14 protein-coding genes are annotated in these 16448 nt (G+C 72.3%); 9 read left to right on the forward strand and 5 right to left on the reverse strand.

What is annotated here, in order from left to right; genetic code table 11:
* Positions 1–147: 147 nt before the first annotated feature.
* Together mdh and DLJ47_RS02640 are read right to left on the reverse strand one after the other, a co-directional pair.
* Positions 148–1098 carry a malate dehydrogenase gene (gene mdh, locus DLJ47_RS02635; protein ID WP_109898513.1) on the reverse strand — a complete coding sequence of 317 codons (951 nt, stop codon included), beginning with the start codon at positions 1096–1098 and terminating at the stop codon, positions 148–150.
* A 131-nt stretch (positions 1099–1229) separates the two neighbouring features.
* Entirely contained in the window at positions 1230–2090 is an 861-nt protein-coding gene (locus tag DLJ47_RS02640; RefSeq protein WP_109898514.1) for a bifunctional methylenetetrahydrofolate dehydrogenase/methenyltetrahydrofolate cyclohydrolase, read from the reverse strand.
* Positions 2091–2504: 414 nt separating this feature from the next.
* Here DLJ47_RS02640 and DLJ47_RS02645 point away from each other — a divergent pair, with 414 nt between their 5' ends.
* The 7 genes from DLJ47_RS02645 to DLJ47_RS02675 all read left to right on the forward strand — a co-directional run bounded on the left by DLJ47_RS02645 (position 2505) and on the right by DLJ47_RS02675 (position 11834).
* On the forward strand, positions 2505–4118 hold the full coding sequence (locus tag DLJ47_RS02645; protein ID WP_109898515.1) for a peptide ABC transporter substrate-binding protein: 1614 nt from the start codon (positions 2505–2507) through the stop codon (positions 4116–4118).
* A 90-nt stretch (positions 4119–4208) separates the two neighbouring features.
* Positions 4209–5147 (forward strand): ABC transporter permease, encoded by a 939-nt coding sequence (locus DLJ47_RS02650; RefSeq protein WP_109898516.1) that lies wholly within the window; start codon positions 4209–4211, stop codon positions 5145–5147.
* Positions 5148–5219: 72 nt separating this feature from the next.
* Entirely contained in the window at positions 5220–6170 is a 951-nt protein-coding gene (locus DLJ47_RS02655; protein WP_109898517.1) for an ABC transporter permease, read from the forward strand.
* Positions 6171–6177: 7 nt separating this feature from the next.
* Complete coding sequence (locus DLJ47_RS02660; RefSeq protein ID WP_109898518.1) at positions 6178–7215, forward strand: ABC transporter ATP-binding protein; 1038 nt, start codon at positions 6178–6180, stop codon at positions 7213–7215.
* Positions 7199–8230, forward strand: coding sequence for an ABC transporter ATP-binding protein (locus tag DLJ47_RS02665; protein WP_109898519.1), 1032 nt, complete (start codon positions 7199–7201; stop codon positions 8228–8230). Before DLJ47_RS02660 ends, DLJ47_RS02665 begins: the two co-directional genes overlap by 17 nt.
* A 65-nt stretch (positions 8231–8295) precedes the next feature.
* A complete protein-coding gene (locus DLJ47_RS02670; RefSeq protein ID WP_109898520.1) occupies positions 8296–9108 on the forward strand; it encodes an ABC transporter ATP-binding protein in 813 nt (270 codons plus the stop codon).
* Entirely contained in the window at positions 9105–11834 is a 2730-nt protein-coding gene (locus DLJ47_RS02675; RefSeq protein ID WP_109898521.1) for an ABC transporter permease, read from the forward strand. The genes DLJ47_RS02670 and DLJ47_RS02675 overlap by 4 nt, the downstream gene beginning before the upstream one ends.
* A gap of 103 nt (positions 11835–11937) precedes the next feature.
* Here the strand turns inward: DLJ47_RS02675 and purH are convergent, their stop codons facing one another.
* Both purH and purN read right to left on the reverse strand, forming a co-directional pair.
* Complete coding sequence (gene purH, locus DLJ47_RS02680) at positions 11938–13509, reverse strand: bifunctional phosphoribosylaminoimidazolecarboxamide formyltransferase/IMP cyclohydrolase (RefSeq protein WP_109898522.1); 1572 nt, start codon at positions 13507–13509, stop codon at positions 11938–11940.
* Positions 13506–14126, reverse strand: coding sequence for a phosphoribosylglycinamide formyltransferase (gene purN, locus DLJ47_RS02685; protein WP_109898523.1), 621 nt, complete (start codon positions 14124–14126; stop codon positions 13506–13508). The genes purH and purN overlap by 4 nt, the downstream gene beginning before the upstream one ends.
* A gap of 180 nt (positions 14127–14306) precedes the next feature.
* On the opposite strand from purN, the gene DLJ47_RS02690 reads away from it, so the two are divergent.
* Both DLJ47_RS02690 and DLJ47_RS02695 read left to right on the forward strand, forming a co-directional pair.
* Complete coding sequence (locus tag DLJ47_RS02690; protein ID WP_109898524.1) at positions 14307–14606, forward strand: CD225/dispanin family protein; 300 nt, start codon at positions 14307–14309, stop codon at positions 14604–14606.
* Positions 14607–14632: 26 nt separating this feature from the next.
* Positions 14633–15208: a DUF4190 domain-containing protein gene (locus DLJ47_RS02695; protein ID WP_088991989.1), complete on the forward strand. Its 576-nt coding sequence runs from the start codon at positions 14633–14635 to the stop codon at positions 15206–15208.
* Between the two features lie 100 nt (positions 15209–15308).
* Here the strand turns inward: DLJ47_RS02695 and DLJ47_RS02700 are convergent.
* Positions 15309–16448 (reverse strand): cell division protein PerM (locus DLJ47_RS02700; protein ID WP_233257622.1); only part of this gene is annotated, 1140 nt, incomplete at its 5' end.

Below are 16448 nucleotides of genomic sequence, written 5' to 3' on the forward strand. Positions count from 1 at the left end.
CCTGAGGACAGGTTGAGCATGAAGTTGTTGCCGCGACACGCCGGTGCGGGGGGGCAACAACTTCATGATCGACGGGGAGGGGCGGGGGCGGAGACGCGGAAGGGGCACGCCGGGATCCGGCGTGCCCCTTCGCGGGTGGTGCTCAGGTCACATGTTGGCGATGTCGGCCTGCTTGGCGCGGACGGCCTCGGCGGCCTCCTTGAGGCTGGCCAGCTCGTCGGCGTCCAGGTCGGTCTCGACGACCCGCTTCACGCCCTCGGCGCCGATCTCGGCCTCGACGCCCAGGTAGACGCCGGAGATGCCGTACTGGCCGTCGACCCAGGCGCAGACCGGCATGACCTCGCCGGAGTCCTCGGCGACCGCCTTGGCCATCCGGGCGGCGGCGGCCGACGGGGCGTAGTACGCCGAGCCGGTCTTGAGCAGCGCGACCACCTCGGCGCCACCGTTGCGGGTCTTGACGACCAGCTCCTCGATCTGCTCGGCCGGCATCGCGTCGCGCAGCGGCTTGCCGTTCACCGTGCTCTTCGACGGCACCGGCACCATGGTGTCGCCGTGCGAGCCGAGGGTCAGCGTCTTCACCGACTTCACCGGTACGTTCAGCGCCTCCGCCACGAAGTTGGTGAACCGGGCGGTGTCCAGCATGCCGGCCTGGCCCAGCACGCGGTTCTTCGGGAACTGGGTGGCGAGCTGGGCCAGCGCGGTCATCTCGTCGAGCGGGTTGGAGACCACGATGACGACGGCGTTCGGGGCGTACTTGGCGACGTTCTCGGCGACCTGGCGGACGATCTTGGCGTTCGTCTCCAGCAGGTCCATCCGGCTCATGCCCGGCTTGCGGGGCAGGCCGGCGGTGATGACCACGACGTCCGAGCCCTCGATCGCCTCGTAGCCCTCGCCGTTCGGGCCGGTGGTCACGCCGACCACCTTGGTCTCGAAGCCCTCGATGGCACGTGACTGGTTGAGGTCCAGGGCGAGACCGGCGGGCTTGCCCTCCACGATGTCGGTGATCACGACGGTGTCGAAGACGTCGTACTCGGCCAGGCGCTGTGCGGTGGTCGAGCCGTAGAAGCCGGCGCCGACGACAGTGACCTTCTTACCCATGGTCGTCCCACTCCCTGATACCAGTCGGTTTTCCGGACCGTATCAGTCATCCTGGCACCGATCCGGCCAGGGGCGGACGGTTATGACCTCGATGGGCGGAAGCCGCTTCGCCGGGCCGGAGCCCGCGCCGGTCAGCCCCGCTCGGCGCGCTCGACCACGTTGGTGAGCAGCATGGCCCGGGTCATCGGGCCGACACCGCCCGGCATCGGCACCAGCGCTCCGGCCACCTCGGCGACCTCCGGGGCCACGTCGCCGGTGTAGCGGCCCTTGCCGTCCGGACCGACCACCCTGGTGATGCCCACGTCGACCACCACCGCACCCGGGGTGACCATGTCCGCGGTGAGCAGCCCGGGCACCCCGGCCGCCACGATCACGATGTCGGCGGCCCGGGTGTGCGCGGCCAGGTCGAGGGTGCCCGTGTGGCACAGCGTCACGGTGGCGTTCTCGCTGCGCCGGGTGAGCAGCAGGCCGAGCGGACGGCCGACCGTGTTGCCCCGGCCGACCACGGCGACCTTCGCCCCGCGCAGCGCCACGTCGTGCCGGCGCAGCAGCTCGACGATGCCGCGCGGGGTGCACGGCAGCGGGGCGTCGTAACCGAGCACCAGCCGGCCCAGGTTCACCGGGTGCAGGCCGTCGGCGTCCTTCTCCGGGTCGATCAGCTCGAGCACCCGCTGGGTGTCCAGGTGGGCCGGCAGCGGCAGCTGGACGATGTACCCGTGGCAGGCCAGGTCGGCGTTCAGCTCGGCGAGCACCTCGTCGGCCTGCTGCTGGGTCGCGTCGGCGGGCAGTTCCCGGCGGATCGAGGCGATCCCCACCTCGGCGCAGTCACGGTGCTTGCCGTCGACGTACGCCTGCGAGCCCGGATCGGCGCCGACCAGCACCGTGCCCAGCCCCGGCGTGATGCCACGTTCGGCCAGTGCCTTGACCCGCACGCGCAGCTCGTCCTTGATCTCGGCCGCGGTCGCCTTGCCGTCCAGAAGCGTCGCCGTCACGCCCAGATCGTCTCACGGCGGACGGCTTCGAGCCGATGACCTCGATCAACCGACCACCAGCGGTGGTTGATTACGCCGAGTCATGGATCCCTCATCACGCTGAGTAATCGGCTGTGAATCCGACCATAGCCCGATCCGGACGGACGGCCACCCCGTGCGCAGTCGGCGACAGACGTCTCAGCCGGGGTTGCGGCGGCCTTGACGGCACCGGACGGGTGCACAAGAAGCGCAGATCAGCACCGACAGGGCCGCCATTTCTTTAGCAGGGCCCGAGCAACCGAGCAAAGGTCCGGGGCGCGGACCGTTATCGCATCGTTGTCGAAGCCCGATGGCCGGCCTACCGTTGCCCAACGTTGCGCAGCGTCAACCCAGCGTCGGGCCTGACTGCGCTGCGTGAGGAGATGAGGAGGCTCAATGCGCGTTCGTAGGCTCGCCGCCTGGACCGCCCTCCCGCTCGCGGTGACCCTGGGCCTGGCGGCCTGGCGGCCTGCGGCTCGGGCGGCAGTGGCCGGATCCGGCAGCAGTAACCCCGACGCGGCCGTGCGGATCGAGATCGCCGAGCCGCAGCACCTGGTGCCCACCAACACCAACGAGACCAGCGGCTCGCAGGTGCTCGCCGCCCTGTTCAGCCCGCTGGTCGACTACGACGAGACCAACAAGCCGTACGAGGTGGCGGCCGAGTCGGTGACGTCGTCGGACAACACCGTCTGGACGGTCAAGCTCAAGGACGGCTACACCTTCCACAACGGCGAGAAGGTCACCGCCGACAACTACATCGACGCCTGGAACTACGGCGCGTACGCCCCGAACGGCCAGAACTCGAGCTACTTCTTCGAGAAGATCGCCGGCTACGAGGACCTGCAGGGCGAGACGCCGAAGGCCCGGACACTCTCCGGCCTGAAGAAGGTCGACGACCTGACCTTCACCGTCACGCTGTCCCAGCCGTACAGCGAGTTCACGTCGATGCTCGGCTACACCGCTTTCTACCCCATGCCGAAGGCCGCGTTCTCCGCGCCCGGCGTGCTGGCCGAGGGCTACGAGCAGGCGCCGGTCGGTCAGGGCCCGTTCAAGATGAAGGGCACCTGGCAGCACGACGCCAAGGTCGAGGTGGAGAAGTACGACGCCTTCCCCGGCGAGCAGCCGAAGGTGGCCGGCGTCGAGTTCCGGATCTACCAGCAGCCCACCGCCGCGTACGCGGACGTGCTGTCGGACAACCTCGATGTGATCAAGACGATCCCGACCGAGAACCTGTCGACCGCCGCCACCGACCTCGGTGACCGGTACAAGCAGAGCCCGGCCTCGTCGTTCCAGTTCCTGGCCTTCCCGACGTTCGAGAAGGAGTACAGCAACCCGGACGTGCGCAAGGCCATCTCGATGGCGATCGACCGGGACGAGATCACCAAGTCGATCTTCAAGGACTCGCAGACCCCGGCCCGCTCGTTCGTGTCGCCGGTGGTCGGCGGCTACCGCGCGGACACCATCGGCGCGGCCGGCACGTTCGACCCGGCCAAGGCCAAGGCCCTGTACCAGGCGGCCGGCGGCCCGTCGAAGATCGAGCTGTCGTACAACGGCGACGGTGGCCACAAGGACTGGATCGACGCCACCTGCAACCAGCTCAAGACCAACCTGGGCGTGGAGTGCGTCGGCACCGCCGAGCCGAAGTTCGCGGACCTGCTGACCAAGGTCAAGGCCAAGCAGCCGGTCGGCCTGTTCCGGATGGGCTGGGTCATGGACTACCCGTCCATGGAGAACTACCTGGGCCCGCTGTACAGCACCAACGGTTCGTCGAACTACTACGGCTACAGCAACCCGGAGTTCGACAAGCTGCTCGCCGAGGGCGCCAGCGCCCCGACCGAGGAAGCGGCGATCAAGAAGTACCAGCAGGCCGAGGAACTGCTGGCCAAGGACATGCCGGTGATCCCGCTCCGGTACGGCCAGAACAACTTCGGGCACTCGACCAAGGTCAAGAACGTGGAGATGGATCTCTTCGACCGGGTCGACCTGCTGAAGATCGAGGTCGTGAACTAACAGCAGCACGGCAGGAAACGGGTCGGGCCACCGGTGGACGGTGGCCCGACCCGCCTTCGTCTTCGCCCCTTTTCGGGAAGACTGCCAAGTATGTTCCGCTTCATCCTGCGGCGACTGCTCCAGATGGTGCTGGCGTTCTTCGGCACCACGCTGATCGTGTACGCGCTGATGTTCGCCGGCCAGGGCGACCCCATCCAGGCGCTCGCCGGCGAGCGTCCGGTCACCGCCGCGCAGCGGGCATACCTGACGGAGAAGTTCCACCTCGACCGCACCGGGGTCGGCGGTTTCTTCTACCGCTACTTCGACTACGTCCGGAACCTGCTCCAGGGCGACCTCGGGCAGTCCCTCACCGGTCGCTCGATCGGCGACATCCTGACCGCCGCCTGGCCGGTCACTGTCAAGCTGGCGCTGATCGCGATGGCGGTCACCATCCTCTTCGGGGTCACCGCCGGCGTGCTCGCCGGCATCCGGCGGGCCAGCATCTTCGACAACTCCACTCTGCTGCTGACCCTGCTGGTGCTCGGCATCCCGACCATCGTGCTGGCCCCGCTGGCCCAGTACCTCCTCGGCGTACGGTGGCAGCTCTTCCCGCCGACCGCGGGCGCCGATCCCGACCTGTACGCGCTGCTGCTGCCCGGCATCGTGCTCGGCTCGCTCTCGCTGGCCACCGCGCTGCGGCTGACCCGGACCTCGGTGGCGGAGAACCTGCGCGCCGACTACGTCCGTACCGCCCGGGCCAAGGGCCTGGTCAGGCGGCGGATCGTCAGCGTGCACGTGCTGCGCAACTCGCTCATTCCGGTGGTCACCTTCCTCGGCGTCGAGCTGGGCAACCTGATGAGCGGCGCGATCATCACCGAGGGCGTGTTCAACATCCCCGGCGTCGGCTTCAACCTCTTCCGCGGCATCCGCACCGAAGACGGGCCGCTGGTGGTGGGCATCGTCAGCGTGCTGGTCGTGGTGTACCTCGTCTCCAACCTGGTGGTGGACGTCCTGTACGCCGTACTCGACCCGAGGATCCGCTATGAGTGAGCGCGGCGACCGAATCATCAACGCGGCGTGCCTCGGCACTCACGCCGGGACCGGGCGGAGCGAGGTACCGGCGTGAGTGACTTCGAGACCGTGGCGGCCACCGAGAACCAGGCCGCGCGGCGCGGACCGTCGGGCGAGCCGGGCGCACCGGGCCAGGTGTCGCAGAAGCCGCGCAGCCTGGCCGGTGACGCCTGGCGTGACCTGCGCCGCAACCCGATCTTCTGGATCAGCCTGGCGCTTGTGGTGCTGGTGGCCGCGATGGCCGCCGTCCCCGGCCTGTTCACCGCGAACGACCCGCGCGACTGCCTGCTCTCCCGGCAGCACGCCGGGCCGTCCGGCGGGGCCATCTTCGGGTACGACTTCCAGGGTTGCGACACCTACTCCCGGGCGGTGTACGGGGCCCGCGCCTCGCTGCTGGTCGGCGCGCTCTCGGCGCTGCTGACCGGGGTGATCGCGCTGGTGGTCGGGATGCTGGCCGGCTACTTCGGCCGCTGGGTCGACGCGGTGCTGTCCCGGGTGATCGACATCGTGCTCGGCATCCCGCTGCTGCTCGCCGCGATCGTCCTGCTCAAGCGGGTGGGCAGCGACAACGCCACGGTCCGGATCGGCGCGGTGATCTTCGTACTGGCGGTGCTCGGCTGGACCACCGCGGCCCGGGTGGTCCGCTCCTCGGTGATCACCGCGAAGGAACAGGACTACGTCGCCGCCGCCCGGATGCTGGGCGCCGGGAACGGCCGGATCATGTGGCGGCACATCCTGCCGAACGCGCTGGCTCCGGCCATCGTGGTGCTCACCATCGCGCTCGGCTCGTTCATCGCCGCCGAGGCGACCCTGAGCTTCCTCGGCATCGGCCTGCGGGCCCCGACCATCTCGTGGGGGATCGACATCGACTCCGGCCGGGTGCACATGCGCGAGGCGGCGACGCCGCTCATCGTCCCGTCGGCCTTCCTCGCGCTGACCGTGCTGGCGTTCATCATGCTCGGCGACGCGATCCGCGACGCCTTCGACCCGAAGCTGCGGTGACCCGCCGATGAGCCACTCCACCGTCCAACCCACCCCCGCCTCGGCCACCCCGGCGGGCGGGCACCTGCTGGAGGTGCGGGACCTGTACGTCGAGTTCCGCACCGGCGAAGGCGTCGCCAGGGTGATCAACGGCGTCTCGTACCACCTGGACGCCGGCGAGACGCTCGCGGTGCTCGGCGAGTCCGGCTCGGGCAAGTCGGTCACCGCGCAGACGATCATGGGCATCCTGGACACCCCGCCGGCGGTGGTCCGCTCCGGGGAGATCCGCTACCAGGGCCGCGACCTGCTCGCGATGAGCGAGGGGCAGCGCCGGCAGGTGCGCGGCACCGAGATCGCGATGATCTTCCAGGACGCGCTCTCCGCGCTGAACCCGGTCTTCCCGGTCGGCTGGCAGATCGGCGAGACGATGCGCCAGCGCGCCGGCATGTCCAAGGCGGACGCGCGCCGGCGGACCGTCGAACTGATGGACCTGGTGAAGATCCCCGGCGCCGCCAACCGGCTCGGCGACTACCCGCACCAGTTCTCCGGCGGCATGCGCCAGCGGGTGATGATCGCGATGGCGCTGGCCCTGAACCCGAAGGTGCTGATCGCCGACGAGCCGACCACCGCGCTGGACGTGACGGTGCAGGCGCAGATCATGGACCTCCTCGCCGACCTGCGCCGCGACCTCGACATGGCGCTGATCCTGATCACCCACGACCTGGGCGTGGTGGCCGGCGTGGCGGACCGGATCGCGGTGATGTACGCCGGCCGGATCGTCGAGCACGCCGACGTCCGCTCGCTCTACCGGGCGCCGGCCCACCCGTACACCAAGGGGTTGCTGGAGTCGATCCCGCGGCTGGACGTGCGCGGCCAGGCGCTCGCCACCATCAAAGGGCTGCCGCCCAACCTGATGCGCATCCCGAGCGGCTGCCCGTTCCACCCCCGGTGCCCGTACGTGCAGCAGGTCTGCGTGGACGTGGTGCCGCACGACCTGGTGCTCGGCGACGGCCGGACCAGCGCGTGCCACTTCGCGCAGGAGGTCCGTGATGACAGTGCCCGCTAGCCCGACCAAGGTCCGGGGCGAGACGATCCTCTCGGTCGACAACCTGGTCAAGCACTTCCCGATCACCCGGGGCGTGCTGTTCCAGCGGCAGGTCGGCGCGGTCAAGGCGGTCGACGGGGTGAGCTTCGAACTGCGCCGGGGCGAGACCCTCGGCGTGGTCGGCGAGTCCGGCTGCGGCAAGTCGACCCTGGCCCGGCTGCTGATGCGGCTGGAGACGCCGACCGCCGGCCGGGTCACCCTGGAGGGGAAGGACCTGTTCGGCGCCTCGGGCGCCGAGCTGCGCCGGCTGCGGCGCAACATGCAGATGGTCATGCAGGACCCGTACACCTCGCTGAACCCGCGGATGACCGTCGGCGACATCATCGGCGAGCCGTTCGAGATCCACCCGGACGCCGCGCCGAAGGGCAGCCGCCGGCAACGGGTGCAGGACCTGCTGGACGTGGTCGGGCTCAACCCCGAGCACGTCAACCGGTACCCGCACCAGTTCTCCGGCGGTCAGCGGCAGCGCATCGGCATCGCCCGGGCACTGGCCCTGCGGCCCGAGATCATCGTCTGCGACGAGCCGGTATCGGCGCTGGACGTGTCGATCCAGGCCCAGGTGATCAACCTGCTGGAGCAGTTGCAGGACGAGTTCGGCCTGTCGTACATCTTCATCGCGCACGACCTGTCGGTGGTCCGGCACATCTCCGACCGGGTGGCGGTGATGTACCTCGGTCGGATCGTCGAGATCGGCACCGAGGAGCAGATCTACGAGCGTGCCACCCACCCGTACACCCAGGCGCTGCTCTCGGCGGTGCCGGTGCCCGACCCGGAGGCCCGGGACGCCGGCACCATCATCCGGCTCACCGGCGACGTGCCGAGCCCGGCGGACCCGCCGTCCGGCTGCCACTTCCGCACCCGGTGCTGGAAGGCGCAGGAGGTCTGCGCCCGCGAGGACCCGGCGACGGTGCCCCGCGCCGCCGACCCCCACCCGTCGGCCTGCCACTTCGCCGAGCTCCGTCCCACGGTGGGCTGACGCCGCCCGGGGGGATCAGGTCCGCGGGTTGCTCGATGCATACTCGATATGCATACTCGGTATCCATGTCCATCTCGGATGATCCCCACAGCCCGCTCGCGCACGGGCGGAACCACCGCCGACCGCGCGAGTCGACCACAGCGCCGGTCAACGGCCCGGCCAACGTGCTGGAGATCCGCCACGCGTACCGGACCCACGGCACCGGCGACACCGCGGTGACCGCGCTGGGCGGCGTCAGCCTCGTCGTCCGGCCCGGCGAACTCGTCGGGGTCATGGGGCCCTCGGGTTCCGGCAAGTCGACCCTGCTCAACCTGGCCGGCGGACTGGATCGGCCGACCCGGGGCGAGGTGTGGGTCGAGGGCGAACGCGTCGACACGCTCAACCGTGCGCGGTTGTCCGTGCTGCGCCGGCGCTCGATCGGCTACGTGTTCCAACACCTCAATCTGCTGCCCAGTCTCACCACGGTGGAGAACGTCGCGCTTCCGCTGGAACTGGACGGCACCTCCGTACGCCGGGCTCGCCGCCGCGCCGCCGCCGCGCTCGACGAGGTGGGCATGGCCGACCTCGCCCAGCGCTTCCCCGACGAACTCTCCGGCGGCCAGCAGCAGCGGGTGGCAATCGCCCGAGCCCTGATCGGCCGGCGCCGGCTGGTCCTCGCCGACGAACCGACCGGGGCGCTCGACTCTCAGACCGGCGAGGCGGTGTTGCGGGTGCTGCGCTCCCGGGTCAACGCTGGGGCCGCCGGCATACTCGTGACCCACGAGGCGCGACACGCGGCCTGGGCCGATCGGGTGGTATTCATGCAGGACGGGATGGTCACCGGCACCTCCGGGCCGCTGGGCCGGGCCGAGCAACTGCTGGCCGGGAAGACCCGATGACCCGTCGATGGCACCGCATCCCGGACGCCCTGGTCTCCTGGCGCACCGCCCTACGCATCGCGTGGCGCGAGACCCGCCGGGCCAAGGGTCGCAGCGCGCTGGTGGTGGCGATGATCGCGACGCCCGTCCTGGCGCTCAGCTTCGCCGCCGCCTCCTACGACATGTACCGGCTCACCGACGACGAACGGCTGGAACGAACGCTCGGTGCCGCCGACGCCAGGGTGACCTGGGAGTACGACGGCGCCGTCGAGCAGAGTCCCGACGGTGACCTCCTCACCGCGACAGGCTTCCACCGGATCGTCACCGCCGAGCCCGACCCGGCGACCACCGCCGAGGTGACCAGTGCCCTGCCGTCCGGCAGCCGGGTCGTTCCGGTCTGGGACGAACAGCGGTGGGACTGGCGGACCGCCGACGGCGTCGGCCCCGTCCCGTCGTACGGGCTGGACCTGGCGGACCCGGTCACCGAGGGGATGGCGCGGCTGCGGGAGGGTCGCGCGCCGACCGGCGCGACCGAGGTGGCCGCCAGCGAGGCGGCGCTGCGCCGGCTCGGGGTGGCCCTCGGTGGGACCGTCGAACTGGGTGAGGGGTCGCGGCGGTTCACGGTGGTCGGGATCGTGGAGATCCCCGGCAACCTGGGGGAGGTTGTCGTGCTACCCCCGGCCGCCCGCACCGACCCGCCGAGCGCGTGGCTGGTGGACGCTCCCACGCCGGTCGGCTGGGATCAGGTCAGGCGGCTGAACGCCAAGGGCATCCTGGTGATCTCCCGTGCGGTGTCGCTCGACCCGCCGCCGACGGCGCCGACCCCGCAGCCGGAGGTGGACGCCCAGGCGGTCGGCATCGGCGTGCTGCTCGGCGGGCTCGGCGCCATGCAGATCGTGCTGCTGACCGGGCCGGCGTTCGCCATCGGCGCGCGGCGTCGCCAACGCGACCTTGCCCTGGTGGCGGCCAACGGCGGCAGCCCCACCCACCTCCGCCGGATCGTGCTCGCCGACGGGGTGGTGCTGGGTCTGGTCGGGGCCGTCGCCGGCATCCTGCTCGGCACGATCCTGGCGGTCGCCGGGCGCCCGCTCGTCGAGGAGCACGTGGTCCAGGCGCGGGCCGGCGGGTACCGCGTCTTCCCGCTCGCCCTGCTCGCCGTCGCCGGGCTGGCCGTACTCACCGGGGTGGCGGCGGCGCTGGTGCCCGCGTTCGTGGCGGCGCGACAGAACGTGGTGGTCGCGCTGAGCGGGCGGCGAGGCGCGAAGCGGTCCCGGCGACGGTGGGTGGTCGTCGGGCTGATGCTCGCCGCCGGCGGCACCGGGCTGGCGGCGTACGCCGCCGTCCGGGTGTCGACGAACCTGTTGCTGGCCGGGTTGGTGCTGGCCCAGTTCGGCCTGGTGCTCTGCACCCCGGCCCTGGTCGGCCTGCTCGCCCGGCTCGGCCGGCACCTGCCGCTGACACCACGGATCGCGCTGCGCGACGCCGGCCGCAACCGAGCGGCGACCGCCCCGGCGATCTCCGCCGTGATGGCCGCCGTCGCCGGCACCGTCTGCCTGGGCGTCTACCAGCACAGCAGCGACGCCCGGGCGACCGCGGCCTACCGCCCGAACACGCCGACCGGCCACGTGACAGTGGTGAATCCCCTCGGACCAGGTCATCGGACGATCCCGGCCGATCGACTCGCGGCCGTCGCCGGCACGACCCTGGCCGCCACCGCCGTGACCGAGATACGCGTCCCGGGCTGCCGTGGCTGGGATCCCGGCGCCTGCCCCAATCCCTTCGTCGAGTTGGTGCTCCCGCCACAGCGGCAGTGCCCCTACTTCGACCTGCAACGGCCCCTCACTCCGCAGGAGCAGCGCCAGGCCCGCGCCGACGCCCGCTGCGACTCGTCCAGCAAGACCTACCCGCGCAGCTACACCCCGCTCGTCGTCGACGACGGCAGCGCGGTGTCGCCTCTCACCGGGGCCCACGGCGACGACCTGGCCCGGGCCGTCGCGACGCTGCGGGCCGGCGGCGTGGTCGTCACCGACTCCCGGTACGTGGTGGACGGAACGGTGACGGTGCAGCCACCCGCGGTGCCGACGCGGGGAGGACCGCTGAAAGGGGCCAGGGAGCCGGCCGCCCTGAAGCTGCCGGGACACGCCCTCACCACCGGGATCCGGTCGGACCGGACGATCATCTCGCCAGCGGCGCTGGCCCGCGCCGGGCTCGTCGCGCACCAGTGGGGCTTCGTGATCGCCACGCGGGCACCCGACACGGCGACGGAGGACCGCTTCCGCGCCGAGGTCACCGCCCTCTCCGCCCGCCTGCGGGTCAGCGTTGAGCGGGGCCCCGCGACGTCGGCCGACCCGACCCTGCTCCTCCTGACCGTGGCGGCCGGGCTGATCACCCTCGGCGCGGTCGGGATCGCGACCGGGCTCACCGCCGCCGACAGCCGGCCGGACCTGTCGACCCTGGCCGCCGTCGGCGCCAGCCCGCTGGTGCGCCGGAAGCTGTCGCTGAGCCAGTCCGGCGTGATCGCCGGCCTCGGGTCGCTGCTCGGCATGACCGTCGGTCTCGTGGCGGTCGTCGCCATCCTCACCGCGATCAACCAGGCGTACCTGCGGACCTGGCCCAGCGCGGACCCGTACCCGATCGTCGTCCCCTGGTCCGTCCTCGGCGTGCTGGCCGTGGTGCCGCTGGTCGCCATGCTCGGCGTCGGGATGCTGACGAGGTCCCGCCTGCCGATCGAACGGCGGCTCGACTGACCAGAGGCGACGCGACGGGCACTCCGGTGTCTGCCGCCACCGGCGGCCGGAACGCGGCGGCCCCGTCCCCGGTCGGGAACGGGGCCGCTCGGGCGTGCCGGAATCAGTGGAAGAAGTGGCGGGTGCCGGTCAGGTACATGGTCACGCCGGCCTGCTTGCAGGCGGCGATGACCTCCTCGTCGCGGATCGAGCCGCCGGGCTGGACGATCGCCCGCACGCCGGCCTCGATGAGGATCTTCGGACCATCGGCGAACGGGAAGAACGCGTCGGAGGCGGCGACCGAGCCGCGCGCCCGGTCCGCGCCGGCCCGGCTGACCGCCAGCTGCGCGGAGTCGACCCGGTTGACCTGGCCCATCCCGACACCGACCGAGGCGCCGTCCTTCGCCAGCAGGATCGCGTTGCTCTTCACCGCGCGCACCGCCCGCCAGGCGAAGACCAGGTCCCGCAGGGTCGCCTCGTCGGCCGCCTCGCCGGTGGCGAGTCGCCAGTTCGCCGGGTCGTCGCCGGCCGCGTCGATCCGGTCCCGCAGCTGCACCAGCACACCGCCGGTGACCTGCCGCCACTCCGCCGGCAGCGGGGCGTACTCCGGCGCGCGCAGCAGCCGCACGTTCTTCTTGGCCTGGAGGATCTCCAGCGCGCCGTCGTCGTAGCCGGGCGCCACCACCACCTCGGTGAAGATCTCAGCGACCTGCCGGGCCAGGTCCACGCTCACCGGGCGGTTCACCGCGATCACCCCGCCGTACGCGGAGACCGGGTCGCAGGCATGCGCCCGCCGGTGCGCCTCGGCCACGTCCGCGCCGACCGCGATCCCGCACGGGTTGGCGTGCTTGATGATCGCCACCGCCGGCTGGTCCGGGAAGTCGTTCGCGGCCCGCCAGGCGGCGTCCGCGTCGACGTAGTTGTTGTAGGACATCTCCTTGCCGTGCAGTTGCTCGGCCTGGGCCAGCCCGGGCGGGCTGGCCGGGTCGGCGTACACGGCGGCCTCCTGGTGCGGGTTCTCGCCGTAGCGCAGCACCGCCTCGCGGCGCAGGGCCAGCCCCGCGAACCGCGGCCAGCCGTCGGCGGGCGGGGCCAGCGTGGTGGCGAACCACTCGGCGACGGCCACGTCGTACTCGGCGATGTCGGCGAAGGCCCGGGCCGCCAGCGCGCGGCGCTGGGCCAGCGTGAAACCACCCTCGTCGAGCGCGGCCAGCAGCGCCGGGTACGCCGCCGGGTCGGTGACCACCGCGACCGAGGCGTGGTTCTTGGCCGCCGCCCGGACCATCGCCGGGCCGCCGATGTCGATCTGCTCCACGCACTCGTCGTCCGACGCGCCGGAGGCGACCGTGGCCTGGAACGGGTAGAGGTTGGACACCAGCAGGTCGATCCCGGCGATGCCGTGCTCGTCGAGCTGGCCGGTGTGCGACTCCTTACGCAGGTCGGCCAGGAGTCCACCGTGGATCTTCGGGTGCAGGGTCTTGACCCGGCCGTCGAGGATCTCCGGGAAGCCGGTCACCGTCTCCACCGGGGTCACCGGCACCCCGGCGTCGGCGATGGTGGCCGCCGTGCTCCCGGTCGAGACGAGCTCCACCCCGGCCGCGTGCAGGGCCCGGGCCAGCTCGACCAGGCCGGTCTTGTCGTAGACGCTGACCAGCGCCCGCTTGATCGGGCGGCGCTCGTCCTGAGTGGAACTCACGGAACCGTGACCTTTCTTCCGGTGATCGTCCAACCTTCACGGACCAGCCGGCCCACCTGCTCGACGAGCTGGCGCCGCTCGGCTTCCTTGATGCGTTCGGTGAGCGTCTCCACGTCGTCGTCGTCGTGCACCGGCACGGCGACCTGCGCGACGATCGGGCCGGTGTCCATCCCGGCGTCGACGAAGAAGAGAGTGGCCCCGGTGACCTTCACGCCGTAGGCGAGGGCGTCGCGCGGGCCGTGGATGCCGGGGAACGCCGGCAGCAGCGTGTTGTGCGTGTTGAGGTAGCGGTCGCCGAACGCGGCCAGGAAGTGCGGGCCGACCAGCTTGAGGAAACCGGCGGAGATGACCAGGTCGGGCCGGTGCTCGGCGACGTGCGCGGTGAGCGCGGCGTCCCAGTCCTCCCGGGAGGGGTACGCCTTCAGCTCGTCCACGAAGGTCGGCACGCCGGCCGCCGCGGCCCGCTGCACGCCACCGGTGCCGTGCCGGTCGGCGCCGACGGCCACCACCCGCGCGCCGTACGCGGGATCGGCGCACGCGTCCAGCAGCGCCTGGAGGTTGCTCCCGGAGCCGGAGACCAGGACGACGATGCGGGCTGCGGACGCGGGCTCGGTCACCCGGTCACCCTATCCGGCAGGTCAGCGCGCCCATCCGTTGGGCGGCACGACATTCGCTGACAGCCAAGCTGGCCGGAACCAGGTACGCTGCCCGTCGCTCGGGCTAGGCGCACGTCCGGCCCGCACCCCGTCAGTGAACCGGCACGCGAGCCGTGTCGATGGAACGAGGAGTACCCCACGATGCAGCCCGGATACCAGCCCCAGCAGCCGCCGCAGATCAACAACAACATGGCGATGTCGATCGTCGCGATCTTCCTGTTCTGGCCGCTGGCCATCCCGGCCATCATCAACGCCTCCAAGGTCAACCCGCTGCTCCAGCAGGGTGACTACGCCGGCGCGCAGGCGGCCGCCGCCGAGTCGAAGAAGTGGTCCAAGTGGGCCCTGATCGTCGGCATCGGCTGGTACGTGATCGTCCTGGTGTGCTGCCTGCTCGGCGGCCTCGCCGGGCTGATGGACGCCCAGACCAGCAGCACCAACTGACAGACCCCAAGCCGAGGAGCCTCTACATGCAGCCCGGACAGCCCGGTCAGGACCCGTACGGCCAGCAGCCCACCTCGGGCCAGCCCTACGGCCAGCCGAACGACCCCTACGCCCAGCCGCCGGCCGCCCCGTACGGTCAGCAGCCCACCTCCGGCCAGCCCTACGGCCAGCCGAGCGACCCCTACGGCCAGCCGCCGGCCGCGCCGTACGGCCAGCAGCCCACCTCGGGCCAGCCGTACGGCCAGCAGCAGCCGTACCAGGACCCGTACGCCCAGCAGCAGCAGCCGTACGGCGCCGCGCCGTCCTACCCGAACGCGGGCTACCCGCAGGGGCAGGGCCAGCAGAACACCCTCGGCCTGGTGTCGCTGATCCTCGGCATCGCCTCGATCCCGCTGGTCTGCTGCTTCTACCTGGGCATCCCGGTCGGCATCGCCGCCGTGGTGACCGGTTACCTGGGCAAGCAGAAGGCCGACCAGGGGCTGGCGTCCAACGCCGGCCAGGCCAAGGCGGGCCTGATCTGCGGCGCCGTCGGCGCCGGACTCGGCATCCTGCTCATCATCCTGGGAGTCGTGGCCAACGTGGCCCTGCCGACCCAGTCCTGAGCACCGCACGAGACAGGGGCGTCCCGGATCCGTCCGGGGCGCCCCTCGCCGTCTGCCGGTTCGCCCGCGGCCCGACGGCGCCCGACGACGCGCTCGGCGTTCAGCGTGCTGCGGGGCGGGCGAGCACCTTGGTGGTGGCGGCGCCGAGCAGCGCGCCGACCCCGATCACCGCGGCCGCCACGGCGGCCACCTGCCAGCCGACCGGACCGATCTCGGCCAGCCGGCCGCCGCCGAGCGGACCGGCGGAGGCGGCGGCCGCCGCGCCGAGCAGCAGGCCGGCCACCGGCCCGGCGAGCGCCGCCGGCCCGAGCAACCCGCCCCAGCCCAGGGTCGACCGCTCCTCAGTGGCCAGCCGGACCAGCCGGCGGGCCAGCAGGCAGCCCGCCGCCATCCCGGCGAGGACCGGCACCGCGAGCAGCCCGGCGCCGAGCCCGTCGACCGGCCCGCGCGGCAGCCCCGCCAGCAGCGGTACGGCCGGCAGCGCGGCGACCGAGACCTCGCTGGTGCGTACCGCCGTGTCGGTGCCCACCGCGAAGCCCGGGCCGAGCAGGTAGCTGGCCGACCAGACCGTGGCGTTCGGCGCGTAGGCGAGGCTGACCAGCGTGATCCCGGCCTGGCCGGCCACCCCGGTGCGATAGGCGCCGATCATGTCGGCGGCGTCGCCGCCCCCGGTCGCCACCGCCAGCCCGGCCGCTCCGCCGCCGGCGGCGAGCAGCAGCAGCCCGGCGACCAGGCCGGTGCGGAGCGCGTCCCGCAGCGGCGCCGGGGCGCGCGCGGCGAGCAGGCCGGCCACCCCGGTGGTGCGGGCGGCGCCGACCAGGGCGGCGAGCCCGCCGAACACGCCGAACGTCACCCCCGCCCGCACCGGCGACACGCCGGGCCCGCCGGTGCCGACCGCGAGCGCGGCGAGCGCGCCCAGCACGGCGTACGCGATGCCCACCGCACCGGCGGCGGTGACCGCCCGGGGTACCGACCGGCTGCCGCGGGCGCCGATCGCCCGGCTGGTGTGCACGCCGGCCCGGGTCAGTCGCCAGAACGCCAGCGCGGTGAGCGCCAGCGGGGCCAGCGCGACCGGGCCGGCGCCGGTGGCCAGCGGGACCCCGTGCCCGAGCAGCCAACCGGCCAGCCCGGCGCGTACCGCGCCGAGCAGCGACGCGGCGTCCTCGCTGAGCTGGAACAGCCAGAGCACGACGACGACCGGCAGGCACGAGGTGATCGCCGCCCACCCGGCGGCCACCCC

This window comes from Micromonospora sp. S4605 (genome assembly GCF_003176715.1).
Taxonomy (GTDB): domain Bacteria; phylum Actinomycetota; class Actinomycetes; order Mycobacteriales; family Micromonosporaceae; genus Micromonospora; species Micromonospora echinaurantiaca.

What these genes read in the sequence shown, in the direction of transcription:
- mdh (WP_109898513.1), bottom strand. Translation starts at nt 1,098, where the DNA reads ATGGGTAAGAAGGTCACTGTCGTCGGCGCCGGCTTCTACGGCTCGACC.
- DLJ47_RS02645 (WP_109898515.1), top strand. Translation starts at nt 2,505, where the DNA reads ATGCGCGTTCGTAGGCTCGCCGCCTGGACCGCCCTCCCGCTCGCGGTG.
- DLJ47_RS02650 (WP_109898516.1), top strand. Translation starts at nt 4,209, where the DNA reads ATGTTCCGCTTCATCCTGCGGCGACTGCTCCAGATGGTGCTGGCGTTC.
- DLJ47_RS02660 (WP_109898518.1), top strand. Translation starts at nt 6,178, where the DNA reads ATGAGCCACTCCACCGTCCAACCCACCCCCGCCTCGGCCACCCCGGCG.
- DLJ47_RS02665 (WP_109898519.1), top strand. Translation starts at nt 7,199, where the DNA reads ATGACAGTGCCCGCTAGCCCGACCAAGGTCCGGGGCGAGACGATCCTC.
- DLJ47_RS02670 (WP_109898520.1), top strand. Translation starts at nt 8,296, where the DNA reads ATGTCCATCTCGGATGATCCCCACAGCCCGCTCGCGCACGGGCGGAAC.
- DLJ47_RS02675 (WP_109898521.1), top strand. Translation starts at nt 9,105, where the DNA reads ATGACCCGTCGATGGCACCGCATCCCGGACGCCCTGGTCTCCTGGCGC.
- DLJ47_RS02690 (WP_109898524.1), top strand. Translation starts at nt 14,307, where the DNA reads ATGCAGCCCGGATACCAGCCCCAGCAGCCGCCGCAGATCAACAACAAC.
- DLJ47_RS02695 (WP_088991989.1), top strand. Translation starts at nt 14,633, where the DNA reads ATGCAGCCCGGACAGCCCGGTCAGGACCCGTACGGCCAGCAGCCCACC.